We start from the raw sequence: 17,580 nt of genomic DNA on the forward strand, positions 1-17,580 counted from the left end.
CGTCACCGCAGGGCGAAGTTGATTATCAGAAATCGACGTTAACACCCAGTTGGAAGGTGCGGCCCGGCATCACAGCAAGCTGTGAATCATAGTAGTTCTGATCGGTCTTGCTGGTGGTGGATTCCAGATCGCGGCTGCTGAGGTAATCCCAGTATTTACGGTCAGTCAGGTTGTAGATCCCGCCACTGATTTTGACGTTTTTGGTGACACGATAGTAAGCCGTCAGGTCCACCAGCGCGTAACCTGGGATGTTCTGGTAGTAAGTATTGTTGGTGGTACCAATCGCGCTACCGGTGTTGTTATAGCTCTGACGCTGGGTGTAGGTGGCACGCTTACCGTGGTTAAAGGTGGCGGTCACTGCGGCACCGTAGCGCTGATCCGGATCATCGTAAGCCACGCCGGTGATCAGACGCATCGGCGGCACGCTCTCCAGCGGCACATATTTGTCACCCAGGTAGCTGGATTTCGACGCGCCCTGCGCATAACCAAACGCCAGGCGTGCAGTCAGGCCATCAACTTCAGGCACCCATGTCCCGATGTTGAACTTGCTGCCGAACTCTGCCCCATAGATATAAGCTTTATCACGGTTTTCTGCGCGGTAAGCGATACCGATGTTATCCGGAATGTTAGTGAAGACTTCCGGATTCGCGCTACGGCTGTAACGGGTGTAGTCGATAAAGTTTTTGTAACTGTTGTAGAAGGTCGCCGCCGAGAAGGTGATCCCTTCGACAGCTTCACCTTTCAGACCGAACTCAAAGTTGTTGCTGGTTTCGGTTTTCAAGTCAGTGTTACCCAGCAGAGCATACTGATTGCTACCACCGTAATTAGACGACAGGTTCCATGAGCCATACATTTGGCTGGCGTTCGGGAACTGCGCACCGCGCTTGTATTGCAGATACGCCATCATCTTCGGCGTCAGATTGTACTGGAAGGCGAGCGACGGCAGGATCTGCCCGTCACTGAATCCCTTGCCATAAAGCGTTTCCACATCACCGGTAGACAGATCCGCATCACCGCCTGCCAGGCTGGAAAGATTTTGCGGCTTGGTATTCTGGTAAGCGTAACGCACCCCAGGAATGATCGAGAAGGTGTGACCATTCAGATCCCAGCTCATCGTATCTTCAGCATAGACGCCTAAACTCCAGGTACGGCTATCCGCTTCAGGTCGGGTGATGTTGTTGTACGAGGTCTGTGCCGGATCCAGCCAGTACGGACGTTCGGTTTTGGCAATGCTGCCGTTCAGGCCGTAGCGGAAGTTGTTAAACAACCAGCTTTTTTCCCCTTTGGTTTCAAAGCCAAAGGTTTTGGTGTTGTAGTTTGAATAGATATTGTGGGCTTCAACCGTACCGGCCGCTGGCGCAGCGGTATCATCATGTGCTTCGGTTTGCTGGTAATAGATGCTGCTTTCGAGGCTGTCCACCAGCAGGTTGTTATCTGGCGTCCAGAGATCTTTCAGCATGCCGCTCCAGCGACGCGTCTGGCTGCTCTGATCGGCTCGGCCATAAATAGTCGTGGTGCTGCTGCCCCAGTAATCGAAGTTGGTGTGGTTGGTTTTGTGATAGTAATCCAGGGTGGCGCTGAACTGGTGTTCGCTGTTTGGCTGCCAGATACCGGTCGCGGCAATGGCGTCAGAGTGCCAGTTCGCCGGATACGCATCAATGGTTCCGCTGTTATTGCGGGTTTCCTGGCCGTCACGACGGCTGATCACCACAATACCACGCAGGGTTTCATCGCCTGCCGCGGCAGTGATGCCGTTGTGCCAGCTGCGGTTGGAAGAGTCGTAGTCACTCTGGTAACCGAAGTAGGTTTGTTTGGTGGGTGACAAATAGTCATCCGGGGATTTTGGCCGGAATGAAACCGATCCGCCAAGCGCCAGGTTCTTGTTGGAAACATCGGTAGCGCCTTCGACGATACCCACGGATCCATACATATAAGGATCGATATAGTCGCGACCAATCCCGAAGGTGCCTGAACCGGCACGGCCCACTGAGCTGCGGCCGGTGGCTAAAGGCTGTTCAATGCCGTCTACGTCAATGGAAACGCGGTTATCTTCCAGGCCACGAATGTTATAACCGGTATAACCGCCACGGTCCCCGGTATAGCCACTCTTGCCGGTGTTGCTGCCGCCAGCGGCACCCGGCGCGGTGACCAGCGGCTGATAGCGCATAATGGAGCCAAAATCATTACCACCCTGTTTCTGCAACTCGTCGGCAGAAAGCGTGGTACGGCTACCGGCAACCAGCGGTTGTTTCGGCGCAGTGACCGTCATCACCGGTTCATTTGTGGTGGTTTTTTTGCCTGAAATCGCCAGATCCTGATTGTCGCTGGTGGCTGCGTAGCCGCAGGCTGCATGGATGGCGGATGCCAGCACCGCTGTTTTAAACAGACGCTGTGAGGTGAACCCCTGAAAAATTGGAGACATAGACGCGAAATACCTTGTTAATTGTTAGTATTCGCTCACGTGCTTGCTGCCAGAAAACCACAGTTTTGTATAAAAACCGTAAAAAGTTACAGACTTTTTTTATGTTATAAATGATTTCGTCAGAAATGTAATGCAAGTGGTAATCATTATCAATACCATTTACACTAAGATGTATCTTAGACAGCACATTTTGTTAACCGCAGTTAACTTATTACTAATCAATCAATTAAGATGAGCGATGAAATGACACACAAACCGGCGGTGAATATTCATTACTGTACGCAATGCAACTGGCTGCTGCGCTCAGCGTGGATGGCACAGGAGCTGCTGCATACTTTTGCTGACGATTTAGCCTCTGTCACCTTGCAGCCCGGCACCGGCGGCGTGTTTGAGATAACCATTGATGGCAAGGTGATTTGGGAGCGTAAACAGGAAGGCGGTTTTCCCGACGCCGCCGCATTAAAGCAGCGGGTGCGTGATTATTGTTTCCCGGATCGCGAGCTGGGGCATGTGGATAAGAAGAAACCGACCGGGAATTGAGGTCAGGCGACCTCATGCTCCTGCGGCCATAACAGCCGGTCCTGCGCGGTACTTAAGGTGACGATCGCCGGATGATAAATCGCGAAAGGTTCCGCCAGCGGGCACACCATATATTTGCCCAGTGCGCTGGGGATAAATTCGGAGCGCGGTAAAAATGCCGCGCCATCAAAACCCTGCTCCATCATTTCCAATACCAGACGCGGTTCTGAAACCTTAATGGTGATATTCACCTGATCGAGGCTACTGAACAGTTTGCTGCGCATCACTTCATAGGTCCCTTCCCCGCCGATACGGTGCAGCAACATCAGCGGAATGCCGCTCAGGTCACTGAACTGCAAGGCTTTCCCGGCCAGCATTGGGCTGTAGTGGGAAGAAATCACCGCGATAGTATCAATCGGTTCCAGCTCACGGATAAACCAGGGCTGGCGATCGCCAGGAACTTGCATCAGCGCAATATCCACGGTGTTATCCAGCAGCATCGCTTCCAGATGGCTGGAATCAGACACAATCACGTTGATGTCCCAGTCGGGGCGGTTGCGGTAGTAATCCATCAGGATGCTGTTGAAATAACGCAGATAAAGGTAGGAAATACCGATATTTACCCGGCGCTGTTTGCGCGTGGCGATGGTGATGGTCTGGCGCTTGAGTTGATTGACCCGGCTTAAGATGTCGCAGGCCTGGCGATAGAGAAAGGTTCCGGCTTCGGTCAACACCATACGACGTGGTGTGCGGGTAAACAGCGGTGAACCAATTTCCTCTTCCAGCTCCTGCAGGCGCTTACCCAGCGGCGGTTGTGCGATGTTCAATAGCTTCGCGGCTTTACTGATGGAGCCTTGTTCCGCTATCGAGCAAAAGTAATGCAATCGTTTGAGATCCATGATGACTCCGCGCGTTTTTCCGCGCTTATTTTAGCATGGCTAACCACGATCCAACCGCGGCTGACGTGTTGCTTAGTGGATATACATCGACCACAGATAACTGACCGGCATCACCAGTATCAACGCGGGCAGCATATTGGCGACCGGGAAAGATTTAATCCCCGCGATACGGAAACCGGCTGCCAGCATGATAAATCCACCCGCTGCGGTGAAGTCACTCATCATGGTCGGCGAGGTGTGCGGCATAATCAGCACCGCCGCTGAAGCCAGCACCAGCTGAATAATCAGCTGCGGCACGGCGATTACCGCCACTGCGTAACCCAGCAAGGTAGCAAAAATCGCAGCGGTAAAGATATCCATGATTGATTTCACAAACAGGATATTGGGATCGTGCGTCATCCCTTCGGTCATTGCCCCGATAATGCCGGTGCCGCTGGCACAGAACAGCACCAGAATCGCCACATACTTCTCAGTAAAGGCAGCACCCGACAGACCGGTTTCGGTTTGTTCGCTCTGGAAACGTCCAACCAGCCCTTTTGCCAGATTACCCAGCCGGCCAATTTTCTCTTCCAGAAACACCAGTTCACCGATGGCGGCACCGATAATCAGCGCCAGAATCACTGCCGGTAAACTGTGAATTTTACCAATCAACACAATCCCGAGGCCCATCGACGACAGGCCGAAGGTCATTGGCAGAGCTACGCGCAGCCGTTCCGGTACTTTCGTGCCGAGAAACGCGCCCGCCAGTCCGCCAATCAGTACGGCACTGCCGTTGACAAAGGGTCCCACTACCATAATTTACTCCTTACGCTTCATGATGTTTTTCACCCCAGCGTTTCAGGTTGCCAACATCGAGGTCAAACAGGTCGAGGGCGCGCGCTACGCTGTGATGTACCATTTCATCCACGGATTGTGGCTTCTGGTAAAAAGCCGGAACCGGCGGATAAACAATGCCGCCCATTTCGGTAACTGCCGCCATGTTGCGAATGTGCACCAGATTGAGCGGCGTCTCACGGACCATTAACACCAGCCGACGCCGCTCTTTCAGGATCACATCTGCTGCACGGGTCAGCAGATTGCCGGTCAGTCCATGGGCAATGGACGCCAGCGAGTTCATTGAGCAGGGCGCAATCAACATGCCGAGGGTCTTAAACGAGCCGCTGGAGATCGACGCGCCGAGGTTACTGATGCTATGCACCTCATCGGCTAAATCGGTAATCTCCTGCCGCTGCCAATCGGTTTCCATTGAACGCGTCACTTCCGCGCCTTTGGTCACCACCAGGTGGACCTCAACATCCTGATCGCGCAGCAATTGCAGCGCCTTCATACCGTACTGGAAACCAGACGCGCCGCTAATGCCGACGATAATGCGCCTTCTGCTCACTACAACCTCACTTACTCAAAATCGGGAAGGAAACGTTTTACATCCACTTTTTTGAACTTCGAACGTTCAAAGTGGGCTTTCAAATGCCACGGCACGGTGCAGTCAAAGATGGTTTTGGTGGTCATACCTTGTTGCGTGATGCTGGTGCTGTAGGCCGGGTCCTGCGACGGATCGAGCGGATGGCAACGCACACCGGCGATGGTGGCGATATCGACATCGCCCTGGAAGCGGGTTTGCATCGCCCACAGGATGTCATCGGTGTCGAACACATCCACATCCTCATCCACCAGGATCACATGCTTCAGTTCAGAGAAAGCCGCGAAGGCAATCAGAGCGGCCTGACGCTGGCGACCTTCATCCACCGGGGAAGATTTTCTAAACTGAATCACCGCCAGCAGCTTGCCGCCACCTGAAGTGTGAGCATTCACATTCACTACACGGCCCGGCATAGCGCGTTCCAGCATATCGAGAATACTGGCTTCGGTCGGGATACCAGCCATGCTGACGTGTTCGCCGCTTGGGCCAAGAGTGGTTTGCAGAATCGGGTGTTTGCGGTGGGTAACGGCTTTCACTTTGATCACCGGCAGTTGTGCTTTGGCTTCGCCGGTATAACCGGGGAATTCCGGCATCGCTTTACCGGTGTTGGTGTTCTGGTCTTCACGCACCCGCACATTCGGCAGCAGTTCGCCTTCAATCACGATTTCAGCGTGGGCGATGGCTTTTTCGTTGATGCTGACGCACGGTGCCAGTTCTACCGGCTTACCACGCAATGCCCCGGCAATGCTCAGTTCGTTAAAGCCCAGCGGTGTTGTCGGCGGTTCAAAGCAGGCAGCAATTTCAATCGCCGGGTCAACGCCAATGCTGATGGAGATCGGCAGCGGCTGACCGGCTTTTTCCGCTTTTTCACGGAAAGCATCAATATGACGGCCTGGGGTCAACCACATCGACAGTTCATCGCGGCTTTGAATGCACAGACGGTGGATGGTGATATCTGACTCGTGCGTTTCCGGGTCGGACGCGTAGCACATCCCCATGGTGAAGTAAGGACCGGCATCCTCTTCGGTGTTGGTTGGTGCGGGTAATAAGGTACGCAGGTCAAAATTCGGATCTTCCGCGTAGTGCACCACTTCCTGGCATAGCGGTTTTTCACTGATCACCACCGGCGCAACCGCATGATGTACCGAGTCTTTCAGCAGAAAACCCAGTTTTTCTGGCGCGCAATCCAGCAGGTGGCCGACACGCTCGCGAGTTGACATCAGGCCAGTCACCACGCGCACATCAGGAAAACCTTTCACCTTGTTGAACATCATCGCCGGGCCTTTGCGCGTTGGACGCTCGCAGGTACCACCGGCACCGACATAGCGATACACGCCGGAGAGTTCCGCATGGGGGTCGACTTCAGTATCGGTGCTGACGAATTCGCCTTTCAGGCTTTGTAGCAATGAGATGGCCGAACGCAGATCATGCACCGGCTGTTTTTTGGTTTCAGACATATTCTTTTCCCTTAACGCTTCGGAATGAATGCGATGCGGAAAAAGTAGCGCTGAATAATGGTGAGAAAAACTACCGTTTATATTTACCAGCCAAACCTTTTTGGTTTAGCTGTAATTATTGCTACAACTTTGTTTTTATTTACTTAATTTAATTAAACAATGTTGCAACAATTTTAGGGGTTAAAAATGATGTAGATCAACTCTTTGCGATTTTCCCTGCGGCTTCATTTAACGCTGTGATCACGACCTCAAGTGTTTCAGCGGAAATATTTTCCTGCGCCAGACGATGATTTAACGTGAATTTAATATTGTGAATCGCCTGTTCAACTTCAGGAATGCTGCGGTTATTGACCAGAATAGCCAGAGAGGTGAGACGCTGAATAATAGTCGCGACATTTTCACGGTTTTCCGCCAGCAACGCACGGCCACCATCATTAAGCGTGTATGCCTTGCGTGACTCCTGAGCGTCCACCACACGAATGGCGTCCATCTCTTCCAGCAGCGTCAGATTGGGGTAGATAATACCGGGACTGGGGGAGTATTCCCCTTTGGAGAGTTCTTCAACCGATTTGATCAGCTCATAACCGTGCGCATTGCTTTGCGCCAGAAAGTGCAGCATTAACAGACGGATATCACTGGCATCCAGCATTCGTTCACGGCGCTTTTTACGCGCCCCCGCACAAAAGCCACGCTGTGCCTGGTCGCCGTGCCATGCAAAATCCCGATGCTGTTTCATTGCCTGCCTGAGGATGGGTTAAGGGAGGTTGATAGTAGTCTGCCGCCTGGCAAAATTCAACACAGGCGGCAATGGGCGGGCAAGAGTCGGTTATTTCTGATGCCAGTAGGCTACGGCACGCACAAAATCAGTATCGGCACCACGACGCTGGGTAAAGTAATCGCTCAGCAGTTTCACCGCCTCGCCTTCACCGGTCAGCCAGATAAAGTATTCTTCGGTCGGCAGTGAGATCCGGTCCAGCTTCGCAATCAGCGCACCCAGGTTATCACTCTGCATGGTGCCGCTGCCAAGCCAGCTGACATTGACGCCAGCCAGTTCGCCGAGATAATCACGGCCAGTGGCTTCGTCAACAAAGGCCAGCAGATGCACGTCCTGGGCGTCAATTTCCGCCAGACGACGTTTGATAGCGGGCAGGCCGGTTTCGTCACAGACATAGATCTGGCTGGCATAATCAGCAGGAATGATCAGCGAACCACGCGGACCGCCCATCGCCAGCTGGTCGCCCGGCTGCGCATCATTAGCCCAGTTGCTGGCCACACCGCCATCGTGAATAAAGAAATCGATGGTCAGCGAATCCACGCCGTTAAACGCCAGCGGCGTGTAATCACGCGCTGCCGGACGCATGCCCGCAGGCCACACCACGCCTTCGTCGGTCATCTGTGGCAACGCCAGCACCCCGCCCGCTTCCGGGAAGAAAACTTTGATATGGTCGTCATAGGAAGGCGAGTTGAAACCCGCCAGATCGCTGCCGGTAAAGACAATGCGCCAGAATTCTCCGGCAACACGGGTTTTGCTTGCCACGGTGATGTGGCGGAAACGCAGTTCATTGCGCACACGTTGCGGCGCGCGTGGGTTACCTGTCGGGGTCTGTTTTCTCAAGTCATCTCTCCTGCGGGATCAGCCAAGCATAATGCCGCCGTCCACCGCGATTTGTTGTCCGGTAATAAAATCGTTTTGCATTAAGAACAGATAAGCGCTGGCAAGCTCGTCAATTTCCGCCGTACGGCCCAGCGGAATGATCCCGGCGAAATGCTGGCGGGTTTGCTCCACCTGCTCCGCGGCTTGCTGCCGCCAGAACGGTGTCACCGTCCAGGTGGGGGCGACGCAGTTGACGCGCGCTTTCGGTGCCAGCTCCACAGCCAGCCCCTGCGCCAGCGACACAATGCCCTGATTGCCAACATAGCTGGCACAGGCATGCTGGGCGCGGCCACCGGTGCCCGCAGTAAAGGTCAGCGAACCCCCTGAGCGCACTTTTTCTGCCGCCAGTTTGCCAATCAGCACATTGGTGAGGAATTTCGAGTAAATCACCTTTTCAATCAGCGCCATATCGGCGGTAAGGAAGCCACCGCCCATGGCATCGCCCACCATCGATACCAGATGATCAAAGGCATCAAGCTGGCTAAAAGCCGCGCGCAACGCATCGTGATCGTGGGCATCTACCGCGAGGGTCGCCACCTGTGCGCCCTGCTCCGCTAACGCGTTCTGCGCCTGCGCCAGCCGTTCGGTATTGCGACCGAGCAGCGTCAGACTGGCCCCTGCGGCTGCCGCCTGCTGCCCAACCTGAAAACCGATGCCGGAACTGCCGCCAATCACCACCAGATGTTTGTTCTGTAAGGCTGCCATCGTCTGTTCCTTAGAATGAGGCCAGCGCTTCAGCAGCCTGTTCAGCCACCAGTGAATCGTTAGCGCCGTGCGCTCCGCTCACGCCGACCGCACCGATCACTTCGCCGTGTAACCACAGCGGAATGCCGCCTTCGAGTGGCGTCACCCCCGGAGTAGCGAGGAAGCTGGGGCTGCCGCTATTGATAAAGCTTTCGAACTCTTTCGAGGGGGCGCGTAACAACGCGGCGGTGCGCGCTTTACCCTGCGCCACGCTCGGGCTGATGCCGATCGCCGCATCGCTGCGATCCAGGCTGACCAGCTCGCCAGCGCGATCCACTACCGCGACGCTGATATGCCAGCCATGTTGGGCTGCGGTTTGCAGAGCCGCAGTGATAACGGTGCGTGCCGCCGCCAGCGAAATCGAGTGGTAAGTCTGGGCCAGCACAACGCTGGTCGATTCAGGTTTTTTTTCCATTATTTTGCCTCGCGTCGGGCGTCAGAAGCCCGCGCATGAATCAAATATGAAAGCGAAACTCATTCTCATCTGACGCCGTCAGAATAGTTATGATATATCTTAAGCGCAATGCCGAAAAATGCTATTGCGTACAACATCAATCGTTCATCCCCCCTTCAGATAAAACCTGCGCGATAAATCGCGCCGCTACGCCAGATGCGTGATATTTGCGCCGTGACCCAATATCGCACTGGGTTATTGCGCAAAGCATCCACATACACAGCTTTACACACCTGAACTTGGCGATCGTATTAGCAACTGCTATAAAGTATAGCAATTGCTATATCAGGTCGTTTTTTAATCATGCCGAGGATGGATGTATGAAAATGATAAGAGGAATATTGCTGTGCACGCTGCTGAGTACCGTGGTGATTCCCGGTGCTTTCGCCAGCGAGAAATTCAGGGTGGTGACCACCTTCACGGTCATCGCCGATATGGCGAAAAACGTGGCCGGAGAGGCGGCGGACGTCAGCTCGATCACCAAACCGGGTGCCGAAATCCATGAATATCAGCCCACGCCGGGCGACATCAAACGCGCTCAGGGGGCGCAGCTGATTCTTACCAACGGCATGAACCTTGAACTGTGGTTCCGGCGTTTTTATCAGCACTTAAAAGATGTGCCCGAAGTTATCGTTACACGCGGCGTGACGCCGATGGGCATCAGCGAAGGCCCGTACAATGGCAAACCCAATCCCCATGCCTGGATGTCCCCCGACAATGCCTTGATTTATGTCGACAACATCCGCGATGCGCTGATGCATTACGATCCGGCCAATGCCGCGATATATCAGCGCAATGCCGAGACTTACAAACAGAAAATCACCGCGACGCTGCTCCCGCTGCGCCAGCAAGTGGCACAAATCCCGGAAAATAAACGCTGGCTGGTTTCGAGTGAAGGCGCATTTTCCTATCTGGCGCGCGATTTGGGGCTGAAAGAACTTTATCTGTGGCCAATCAATGCCGACCAGCAAGGCACGCCGCAACAGGTACGCCGGGTGATTGATCGCGTCCGGCAGGAAAACATTCCTGCGGTTTTCAGTGAAAGCACGGTATCCGACAAAGCGGCACGCCAGGTGGCACGCGAAACCGGTGCGCACTACGGCGGCGTGTTGTATGTCGATTCGCTCAGCCAGGCCGATGGCCCGGTCCCCACTTATCTCGACTTACTCAACGTCACCACCCGTACGCTGGTGCAAGGCATCAAAGACGGCATGAAGGAGTAAAGTTATGACCCAGGTCGCAGGCATTGCCGCATCCGGAGTGAGCGTTACCTACCGCAACGGGCACACCGCCCTGCGGGAGGCCAGTTTCAGCGTACCGGGCGGCTCCATCGCCGCGCTGGTTGGAGTTAACGGCTCCGGTAAATCGACGCTGTTTAAGGCAGTGATGGGGTTTGTGCGACTGGCGCAGGGGGAAATTCGCATCCTCGGCATGCCAACGCGTCAGGCGCTGCGGCGCAACCTGGTTGCCTACGTGCCCCAGGCGGAAGAGGTTGACTGGTCTTTTCCGGTGCTGGTGGAAGATGTGGTGATGATGGGCCGTTACGGCCATATGGGGATGCTGCGTATTGCCAAACAGCATGACCATGACATGGTCAACGCTGCGCTGGATCGCGTCGATATGCTGGCCCTGCGTCATCGTCAGATTGGTGAACTTTCCGGCGGCCAGAAAAAACGCGTGTTTCTGGCGCGCGCCATCGCACAACAGGGCGAAGTGATCCTGCTCGATGAACCATTTACCGGGGTGGATGTGCAGACCGAAGCCAAAATCATCAGCCTGCTGCGGGAACTGCGCGATGAAGGGAAAACCCTGCTGGTTTCAACGCATAATCTCGGCTCGGTCACTGAGTTCTGTGATTACACGGTGATGGTGAAAGGCACGGTGCTGGCAAGCGGTCCGACGGCGACCACTTTCACCCAGCAAAATCTGGAACGCGCGTTTAGCGGCGTGCTGCGCCATGTGGTGCTGAACGGTTCAGAAGATCGCATCATCACCGATGATGAACGGCCGTTCGTCGCCCATCTGCCCCACGGCAAACAGAGGGTCTGACGATGCAGCTGCTACTGGAACCCTTTAGCTACCAATATATGCTGAACGCCATGTGGGTCTCGGCGCTGGTCGGTGGCCTGTGCGCCTTTCTCTCCTGCTATCTGATGCTGAAAGGCTGGTCACTGATTGGCGATGCGCTGTCGCATTCCATCGTACCCGGCGTGGCGGGCGCGTATATGCTCGGTTTGCCGTTTGCCCTCGGGGCCTTTCTCTCCGGCGGGCTGGCGGCGGGCAGCATGCTGTTCCTTAACCAGCGGACCCGGTTAAAAGAGGACGCGATCATCGGCCTGATCTTCACCTCATTTTTCGGCCTCGGCCTGTTTATGGTGTCGCTTAACCCGACGGCGGTGAACATTCAGACCATCGTGCTGGGCAATATTCTCGCCATCGCCCCCGCCGATATCCTGCAACTGACGCTGATTGGCGCGGTCTCCATCTGCGTGTTGTTTTTCAAATGGAAAGATTTGCTGGTGACGTTTTTTGACGAGAACCACGCCCGCGCCATCGGCCTGCACCCAGGCCGCCTCAAATTGTTGTTCTTCACCCTGCTGGCGCTATCTACCGTCGCCGCGCTGCAAACGGTGGGGGCGTTTCTGGTGATTTGTCTGGTGGTAACGCCGGGTGCCACCGCCTGGCTGCTGACCGACCGCTTTCCGCGCCTGTTAGCCATCGCCGTCGGTATTGGCAGCGTCACCAGCTTCCTCGGTGCCTGGGCCAGTTATTATCTGGATGGTGCCACCGGCGGCATTATCGTGGTGGCGCAAACGCTGTTGTTTTTGCTGGCGTTTGTCTTCGCCCCGCAACAGGGATTGCTGGCGCAGCGGCGGCGCGCCAGAACATCTTTGGAGGATGCCCAATGCTGAGCCTGCTGACCGAACCTCTCCAGTTTGAATTTATGCACCACGCGCTGTTGATTGCCGTGGTGGTCGCCGTTCCCTGTGCTCTGCTGTCGGTGTTTCTGGTGCTGAAAGGTTGGGCGCTGATGGGGGATGCCATGAGCCATGCGGTATTTCCCGGCATCGTACTGGCCTGGATGCTGGGTCTGCCGCTGGCGGTCGGTGCCTTTACTGCCGGGGTGTTTTGCGCCGTTGCCAGCGGTTTCCTGAAGGACAACAGCCGCATCAAGCAGGATACGGTGATGGGCATTGTTTTCTCCGGAATGTTCGCAGTCGGGCTGATTCTGTATATCGCCAGCAAACCGGAGGTCCATCTCGATCACATCCTGTTCGGCGACATGCTGGGCATCACCGTGGCGGATATGGTGCAAACCGGGATCATCGCGGCAGCGATCATGCTGATTATGGCGTTAAAATGGCGGGATTTTTTATTGTTCTGCTTCGATCAACAACAGGCGCAGGCCAGCGGATTACCCACTCGCCTGTTGCATTATGGTCTGCTGTGCATGGTCGCGCTGACCATCGTGGCAACAATGAAAGCGGTCGGGATCATTCTGTCGGTTTCTTTGCTGATTGCACCAGGGGCGATTGCCCTGTTGCTGACGCGACGTTTTTCACACGCGCTAATCACGGCGGTGGTGGTGGCCGTCATGGTGTCGCTGGGTGGGGTGTATGGGTCGTTTTATCTGGATAGCGCCCCTGCTCCCACCATTGTGGTGCTGTTTGCGCTGGTGTTTATCGTCGCGTTTATTCGTGCCAGCCTGCTGGCGCGTCGGTCAGAGCGGCAGACGCTGCAAACTTAGTTTTGCAGCGAATCGCGATGACCACACTCCATCATCCCGCCATTGTTTTGCGGTAACGGGTTATCGCCCGAAATTTCATGCTGCTGGCAGGTCTGATGCGGATGCAGACCGGCTGGCGGTGAGAACGGTTCGGAGAGCTGAGCGCTGGCAATAGCCGAAAACGCGGTCAGCGCTGTCACAAGGAACAACGGTAAAAGTCGCATTAGTTTTCTTCTCTTATGGGTCCGGGATGGACCTGGAATGCAGGTGATTATTCAGCCTGATTCGGGGGCGTTAGGGTTTTACGCGGGGGATCAGGTTTCGATGGAGAATTTTACGCCGGTCAGGCGGATTATTTTATATAATCGTGCGGTTTATCACAGACAACCGCACGATTTATGCATTATCCGGCAGTAACAGGAATGAAGAAGGTGCCGTACAGCCGATCGGGCGTGCTGTTTTGCAGATCAAGACGCAGCAAATCTTTACCCTGACGGCGTGCAACACCCAGCGCAGGCAGATGGATGTAATACATGTCGGAGGTAAAGGCGTTGATTTGCTCGGGCGTGCCCTGCCAGTCAACTTCCGCGTACAAGCCACTTTCGCCGGTCCAGTTCACCGCATTGCGCGGCAGCACATCACCATGCTGGCTTTCCAGCGCCTCGAACAGGCTGATATGTTGCTGATCGGCCCCCTCTCCCGGACTGAACTGAAAACCCAGCCAGCCTTTATTGGCATGCTGTCCGGCAAAGGCGACGAAGTCACGCGCGTGCTGCGCCACCACATCACCGTGGTCATGAATGAATTCGCCGAAACGGCATTCCCACTCGATAACCTCCCCGCTCAGTTGCAGCTCCGGCTTCTCTGCCAGTCGCACGTCAACCCAGCGATGGCGGCTGGTAATACGGCTGTGGAAATCTTTCAGCTGCAACTCAGGATTGCGGCGAAACGCGCCGGGCGTCAGCGAAAAATGGTTTTTGAACACCCTGGTAAAATTCTGTTGGTTATCAAAACCAAAGCGCACGGCGATATCAATCAGCGGCATACGCGTCAGACGCAGCGCCATCGCCGACATGGTCAGGCGACGTTTGCGCGTGTAGGACGCCAGCGTTTGTCCGGTCATTTCTTTGAACATGCGTTGCATGTGCCATTTGGAATAACCGGATTTCAGGCTAATCAGATCGATGTTGAGGTCGTCGGTCAGGTTCGCTTCAATCCAGTCCACCAAATCGTCGATGTACTGTTGTTTCAGATTCAGGCTGAGCATTTCTGTGATGATCGAAAGGAAGTGGGTGACGCAGAATTTGCGTTATCGGTCACATAAATATAACAAAAACGTATTACCAATGTAAGGAAGAGTAAAGAAAGCGTAACGGGAAAAGCATTAATTGCTTAGGCAACTAATGTTTACGCAGGCAATGGTCGCGGCGCGATTGATCGCGCCGCAGCACAAAATTAATGCGATCGCATCCCCGCAGCCGTCATCATCATCCGAAACAGCGTTGCCACCACACCCAGTGCCAGCACGCTTGCGCCGTAGATAATCACCAGCCACATCATACGTTTCCAGAATGGCGCTTTCACTGCATCGTGGTTATGCATGTTGCTGACCCCGCTTCGCATCTCAATGGTATCCTTCGTCGGCTTTAACTTTTCCGCGAAACACGTAGTAACTCCAGAAGGTGTACATCAGAATCACCGGGATAATCAGCAGACCACCCACCAGCATAAACGCCTGGCTGATAGCCGGTGATGCGGCCTGCCAGATGGTGATGGAAGGCGGAATGATGTACGGCCACACGCTAATCCCCAGGCCAGAGAAGCCGAGGAAAATAAGCAGCAAAGTGAGCAGGAACGGGCTGTAATGTGCTTCGCGTTTGACGCCGCGCACGATGCCCCACGCACACACCAGCACCAGTACCGGAACCGGCAGGAACCAGAACAAGTTGGGACGGGTGAACCAGCGCTGGGCAATGGCCTCATGGCTGAACGGCGTCCACAGGCTGATCAGGCCGACAATCACCAGCAGCGCAATCACCAGCGGCGTTGCCAGCGCGGACATTTTACGATGCAGTCCGTGCTCGGTTTTCATAATCAGCCAGGTACAGCCGAGCAGCGCATAAGCCACCAGCAGGCCGATACCGCAGAACAGCGGGAACGGTGCCAGCCAGTCCATATAGCCCCCGGCGAAAGTACGACCACTGACCGGAAAACCATTGATGATGGCTCCCACCGAAACGCCCTGACTGAAGGTTGCCAGCACCGAGCCCCAGATAAAGGCTTTGTCCCAGAACGGGCGGTGTGATTCCGTCGCTTTAAAGCGGAACTCAAAGGCGACGCCACGGAAAATCAGCCCCACCAGCATCGCCGTCAGCGGAATGGTCAGGGCATCCACAATCACCGAGTAAGCCAGCGGGAAGGCACCGTACATCCCGGCACCGCCCAGCACCAGCCAGGTTTCGTTACCGTCCCACACCGGGGCGACGGTGTTGACCATCATGTCGCGCTCAACCGGGTTTTTGTTGAAGGGAAACAGCAGGCCGATACCGAGATCAAAACCGTCCATCACGATATACATCAGGATGGCGAACACGATGATCGCGAACCAGATAATTGAAAAATCGATCATTTGTGGCTTCCCTCCTGATGAGTAGCGGCAGACAGCGGACGCGCAGGCGTGTTGCTTTGACCCGGACCACCCGGCGTCACATCGTGACCTTCACCCACCTGCGGCCCCTGTTTAATCAGACGCATCATGTAGCCATACCCCACACCGAACACCGAGCAGTACACCACAATGAACGCCAGCAGACTGATGCTCATATGCAGATCACCATGCGCGGAAACCGCATCAATGGTGCGCTGAACGCCGTAAACCACCCACGGCTGACGGCCAATTTCCGTGGTAAACCAGCCCGCCAGAATCGCCAGCAGACCCGATGGCCCCATCAGCAGCGCGAACCACAGGAACGGTCGCGACTGATATAAACGCCCTTTAAAACGCAGCCACAGGCTGACCACGCCCAGGGTGATCATCAGCAGCCCCAGCGCCACCATCACGCGGAACGACCAGAAAATCACGGTGGAATCCGGGCGATCTTCTTTCGGGAACGATTTCAAAGCCGGGACTTGTTTGTCGAGGCTGTGGGTCAGAATCAGGCTACCGAGGTAAGGGATTTCCAGTGCGTATTTGGTACGCTCCTGCTCCATATCCGGAATCCCGAACAGGATCAGCGGCGTCGCTTCACCCGGCGGGTTTTCCCAGTGACCTTCAATCGCCGCAATTTTCGCAGGCTGATGTTCGAGGGTATTCAGACCGTGCGCGTCACCGATCATCGCCTGAATCGGCGACACGATCAGCGCCATCCACAGCGCCATCGAGAACATCTTACGAATGGCCGGATTGTCATTACCTTTCAGCAGATGCCAGGCCGCCGAAGAACCGACAAAGAAGGCACTGGCGAGGAAGGCCCCGGTTGACATATGCAGCAAACGGTACGGGAACGACGGGTTAAAGATGATTTTCAGCCAGTCCTGTGGCACCACCACGCCGTTCTGAATGATGTACCCCTGTGGGGTGTGCATCCAGCTGTTGGAAGCCAGAATCCAGAATGTCGAGATAATCGTCCCGAGCGCCACCATGCAGGTGGCAAAAAAGTGCAGACCGGGACCAACACGGTTCCAGCCAAACAGCATGACACCGAGGAAGCCCGCTTCGAGGAAGAAGGCGGTTAAGACTTCATAGGTCAGCAGCGGACCGGTGATGCTGCCGGCAAACTGTGAAAAACCACTCCAGTTCGTTCCGAACTGGTAGGCCATCACCAGGCCAGAGACCACGCCCATGCCGAAATTCACGGCAAAGACTTTGGACCAGAAATGATAGAGATCGCGATAGGTTTCGTTACGGGTTTTCAGCCACATACCTTCGAGCACGGCCAGGAAGCTGGCGAGACCGATGGTGATGGCTGGAAAGATAATATGAAAGGAGACAGTAAATGCGAACTGTATCCTTGCCAGGTGAAAGGCATCTAATCCAAACATTGCTTACCTCTTTGCCAAATAGAACACCAGTTTTTACTTATAATTAACAATTGAACGGCAACGAATTTATTTTCCTGCGAGTCGAAGAAAGAGAGCGTGACTGTAAAAGGAAGTGGTGTTTTTAAAAATAAACAGTGAGGATCAACAAAACTATAACAGTGTCTTTTGCAAAAATTTAACTGTCACTAATTCATGTAAAATCAATGGAATGGATTTAACTTATTATTTATTACGTCCGACAAG

General features: G+C 54.7%; 19 protein-coding genes. 5 read left to right on the forward strand and 14 right to left on the reverse strand.

The features are described from left to right. Window positions 1-25: 25 nt before the first annotated feature. Complete coding sequence (locus HA50_RS16370; protein WP_084876621.1) at window positions 26-2,422, reverse strand: TonB-dependent receptor domain-containing protein; 2,397 nt, start codon at window positions 2,420-2,422, stop codon at window positions 26-28. Between the two features lie 243 nt (window positions 2,423-2,665). Between HA50_RS16370 and HA50_RS16375 the strand changes: the two genes are divergently transcribed. Beyond that, on the forward strand, window positions 2,666-2,962 hold the full coding sequence (locus tag HA50_RS16375) for an Rdx family protein (RefSeq protein WP_084878580.1): 297 nt from the start codon (window positions 2,666-2,668) through the stop codon (window positions 2,960-2,962). A gap of 2 nt (window positions 2,963-2,964) precedes the next feature. Here the strand turns inward: HA50_RS16375 and HA50_RS16380 are convergent, their stop codons facing one another. From HA50_RS16380 to HA50_RS16415, 8 genes are all read right to left on the reverse strand, one after another. Continuing rightward, the gene (locus tag HA50_RS16380) at window positions 2,965-3,840 is read right to left on the reverse strand and encodes a LysR family transcriptional regulator (protein ID WP_084876622.1); all 876 of its coding nucleotides are present in this window, start codon (window positions 3,838-3,840) and stop codon (window positions 2,965-2,967) included. 72 nt (window positions 3,841-3,912) lie between these two features. Further along, window positions 3,913-4,635 (reverse strand): DUF554 domain-containing protein, encoded by a 723-nt coding sequence (locus HA50_RS16385; protein ID WP_084876623.1) that lies wholly within the window; start codon window positions 4,633-4,635, stop codon window positions 3,913-3,915. A 10-nt stretch (window positions 4,636-4,645) separates the two neighbouring features. Further along, complete coding sequence (locus HA50_RS16390) at window positions 4,646-5,224, reverse strand: UbiX family flavin prenyltransferase (protein ID WP_084876624.1); 579 nt, start codon at window positions 5,222-5,224, stop codon at window positions 4,646-4,648. An 11-nt stretch (window positions 5,225-5,235) separates the two neighbouring features. Further along, the gene (locus HA50_RS16395; protein ID WP_084876625.1) at window positions 5,236-6,717 is read right to left on the reverse strand and encodes a UbiD family decarboxylase; all 1,482 of its coding nucleotides are present in this window, start codon (window positions 6,715-6,717) and stop codon (window positions 5,236-5,238) included. A 196-nt stretch (window positions 6,718-6,913) separates the two neighbouring features. Then, on the reverse strand, window positions 6,914-7,453 hold the full coding sequence (locus HA50_RS16400) for a PadR family transcriptional regulator (protein WP_084876626.1): 540 nt from the start codon (window positions 7,451-7,453) through the stop codon (window positions 6,914-6,916). 90 nt (window positions 7,454-7,543) lie between these two features. Further along, window positions 7,544-8,332 (reverse strand): siderophore-interacting protein, encoded by a 789-nt coding sequence (locus tag HA50_RS16405; protein ID WP_084876627.1) that lies wholly within the window; start codon window positions 8,330-8,332, stop codon window positions 7,544-7,546. Between the two features lie 18 nt (window positions 8,333-8,350). After that, a complete protein-coding gene (locus tag HA50_RS16410) occupies window positions 8,351-9,076 on the reverse strand; it encodes an SDR family oxidoreductase (RefSeq protein ID WP_084876628.1) in 726 nt (241 codons plus the stop codon). A 10-nt stretch (window positions 9,077-9,086) separates the two neighbouring features. Next, window positions 9,087-9,530 (reverse strand): GlcG/HbpS family heme-binding protein, encoded by a 444-nt coding sequence (locus HA50_RS16415; protein ID WP_084876629.1) that lies wholly within the window; start codon window positions 9,528-9,530, stop codon window positions 9,087-9,089. 359 nt (window positions 9,531-9,889) lie between these two features. On the opposite strand from HA50_RS16415, the gene HA50_RS16420 reads away from it, so the two are divergent. The 4 genes from HA50_RS16420 to HA50_RS16435 are packed head-to-tail and all read left to right on the forward strand — an operon-like array spanning window position 9,890 to window position 13,317. Further along, window positions 9,890-10,792, forward strand: a complete 903-nt coding sequence (locus HA50_RS16420) for a metal ABC transporter substrate-binding protein (protein ID WP_084876630.1) — start codon at window positions 9,890-9,892, stop codon at window positions 10,790-10,792. Between the two features lie 4 nt (window positions 10,793-10,796). Beyond that, a complete protein-coding gene (locus tag HA50_RS16425) occupies window positions 10,797-11,618 on the forward strand; it encodes a manganese/iron ABC transporter ATP-binding protein (RefSeq protein WP_084876631.1) in 822 nt (273 codons plus the stop codon). Between the two features lie 2 nt (window positions 11,619-11,620). Continuing rightward, window positions 11,621-12,481, forward strand: coding sequence for an iron/manganese ABC transporter permease subunit SitC (gene sitC, locus HA50_RS16430; RefSeq protein WP_084876632.1), 861 nt, complete (start codon window positions 11,621-11,623; stop codon window positions 12,479-12,481). Beyond that, complete coding sequence (locus HA50_RS16435) at window positions 12,475-13,317, forward strand: metal ABC transporter permease (protein WP_084876633.1); 843 nt, start codon at window positions 12,475-12,477, stop codon at window positions 13,315-13,317. Before sitC ends, HA50_RS16435 begins: the two co-directional genes overlap by 7 nt. Here the strand turns inward: HA50_RS16435 and HA50_RS16440 are convergent. From HA50_RS16440 to HA50_RS16460, 5 genes are all read right to left on the reverse strand, one after another. Continuing rightward, a complete protein-coding gene (locus tag HA50_RS16440; RefSeq protein ID WP_084876634.1) occupies window positions 13,314-13,520 on the reverse strand; it encodes a hypothetical protein in 207 nt (68 codons plus the stop codon). The two genes, HA50_RS16435 and HA50_RS16440, sit on opposite strands and share 4 nt — an antisense overlap. A 179-nt stretch (window positions 13,521-13,699) precedes the next feature. Further along, window positions 13,700-14,563 (reverse strand): helix-turn-helix domain-containing protein, encoded by an 864-nt coding sequence (locus HA50_RS16445; protein ID WP_084876635.1) that lies wholly within the window; start codon window positions 14,561-14,563, stop codon window positions 13,700-13,702. A 188-nt stretch (window positions 14,564-14,751) separates the two neighbouring features. Next, window positions 14,752-14,898: a DUF2474 domain-containing protein gene (locus HA50_RS16450; protein ID WP_415860439.1), complete on the reverse strand. Its 147-nt coding sequence runs from the start codon at window positions 14,896-14,898 to the stop codon at window positions 14,752-14,754. Between the two features lie 22 nt (window positions 14,899-14,920). After that, a complete protein-coding gene (gene cydB / locus HA50_RS16455) occupies window positions 14,921-15,925 on the reverse strand; it encodes a cytochrome d ubiquinol oxidase subunit II (protein WP_084876637.1) in 1,005 nt (334 codons plus the stop codon). Next, window positions 15,922-17,337, reverse strand: coding sequence for a cytochrome ubiquinol oxidase subunit I (locus HA50_RS16460; RefSeq protein WP_084876638.1), 1,416 nt, complete (start codon window positions 17,335-17,337; stop codon window positions 15,922-15,924). The genes cydB and HA50_RS16460 overlap by 4 nt, the downstream gene beginning before the upstream one ends. Window positions 17,338-17,580: the final 243 nt, after the last annotated feature.

The sequence above is a fragment of the Pantoea cypripedii genome, from assembly GCF_002095535.1.
Classification (GTDB): Bacteria; Pseudomonadota; Gammaproteobacteria; order Enterobacterales; family Enterobacteriaceae; genus Pantoea; species Pantoea cypripedii.